At 57.7% G+C, this 1,665-nt stretch carries 2 protein-coding genes; both read right to left on the bottom strand.

The window, feature by feature from the left end; translation table 11 throughout:
- Positions 1–405: 405 nt before the first annotated feature.
- Positions 406–1,182: an ectoine/hydroxyectoine ABC transporter ATP-binding protein EhuA gene (gene ehuA, locus EN969_RS30110; RefSeq protein WP_063170381.1), complete on the bottom strand. Its 777-nt coding sequence runs from the start codon at positions 1,180–1,182 to the stop codon at positions 406–408.
- A gap of 119 nt (positions 1,183–1,301) precedes the next feature.
- Positions 1,302–1,665 (bottom strand): ABC transporter permease subunit (locus tag EN969_RS30105; RefSeq protein WP_127419683.1); only part of this gene is annotated, 364 nt, incomplete at its 5' end.

Below are 1,665 nucleotides of genomic sequence, written 5' to 3'. Positions count from 1 at the left end.
GTTTTGGTGCATTCGCATGAAAGCCGTAAAAACTGGGAAACCGCAGAACGCTTGTGCGACCCTCCCCGGGCCTGTAGGATACCGGGTTTGCGTCCGCCGTCAGACAATCGTGTTAGGGCACTTTCCAGAGCCCAGATGCCCTGAATGGCAGATTGAACGCACATCAGATCTTCAAGCTCGCAACTGCCGAACGGGCAGCGCTATTTACCTAACTCGACCAATCTGGGGCTTGGACCGGACGATCCTAGTTATGCAGTCCTGAATGAACTGGGGCAGTAACCTCGACATCAACCCGGCCCTGAAAAACCGCGCGTAGGTTCGTCGCAGGGCAGCCTGCTCCGAACGGACCAGTTCCTGCCCGGAAGCCACCCACGGGATAACTCAACTAGCGGCACAACCCGCAACTCACCTCGTCTCCAGCACCGCATTGAGAAACTGCTGCGTTCGCTCGTTTTGCGGATTGCCTAAAAGCTGGCTGGGCGGGCCTTGCTCGACAATCTTACCGCCAGAAAAGAAGCACACGCGATCGGAGAACTCCTTGGCAAAGCCCATCTGGTGCGTGACCATCAGCATTGTGAGGTCATGTTCGGCGCTGAGCTTGCGGATGACGTTGAGCACCTCTCCAACCAGTTCCGGGTCAAGCGCTGATGTCACCTCGTCAAACAGCATCACCTTGGGCCGCATGGCCAACGCCCGAGCGATCGCCACGCGTTGCTTCTGGCCCCCGGAAAGCTGGATCGGGAAATGGTTCTTCTTGTCGCCGAGGCCCACCAAGTCGAGCAGCTCTGCCGCTCGGGCCTCCGCCTCCTTCTTCGAGAGCCCAAGGACGGAGATCGGCGCCTCCATGCAGTTCTGCAGAGCAGTCATATGCGGGAACAGGTTAAAGTGCTGGAACACCATACCGATCTTGGCACGCACGCGACGGAGATGACGCTCGCTCGCCGGCACTATTTGGCCGTTCTTCTGCGTATGCGTCAACGGTTCACCGTCGACCCATATCACCCCCCCGTTGATGTGCTCAAGCGTCATCAGCATGCGCAGAACGGTGGTCTTGCCCGAGCCGGACGGACCAATGATGGACACCTTCTCGTTGCGTGCGATCTCGAGATTGAGTTCGTCCAGCACCGTCAACGCGCCGTAGCGCTTTGTGACGTTCTCGAAGCGAACTATGGGTTCGTTCATGACTTTTTCGCTGCGCCTGATATCGAGGTCAAGCTCGTCCCGCCTGGCTGATGCCCTAGGGCGCTTCGTGAGATCGTCCTCGAAGCGAAGCACAAATTCGCTCATAGTATAAGGCCTCCCTATTGCAGATGGTAGCGGCGGTTGAGCCAGACGCGGACCGACTGCACGATAGCGGAAGCAACCAAGCTGAACACGTAGTAGAAGAAGCCGCACATAGTGATCGCTTCTATGTATCGATAGTTATTGCCCCCGAAATTTTTCGCCTGCTGCAGCATCTCGAAGATCGAGATTGCCGCCAGGACCGGCGTGTCCTTGAACATGCCGATGAAGTAATTGCCCAGAGCTGGCACCATGGGCGGGATCGCCTGCGGCAGAATGATTGTTCGCCAGGTCCGCGTTCGCGAAAGGTTTAGTGCCGTACAGGCCTCCCACTGGCCGCCATCCACATTCTCGATGCCGCCGCGGAAGACTTCGGAACAATAG

Source organism: Mesorhizobium sp. M7A.F.Ca.CA.003.01.2.1, from assembly GCF_003998945.1.
Taxonomy (GTDB): Bacteria; Pseudomonadota; Alphaproteobacteria; order Rhizobiales; family Rhizobiaceae; genus Mesorhizobium; species Mesorhizobium ciceri.
Note: the sequence above shows the minus strand (reverse complement) of the source record. Positions and strands in the feature narration are given on the sequence as shown.

Excerpts from the sequence above, each read along its gene's own strand:
- ehuA (WP_063170381.1), bottom strand. The coding sequence starts at position 1,182 with ATGAACGAACCCATAGTTCGCTTCGAGAACGTCACAAAGCGCTACGGC.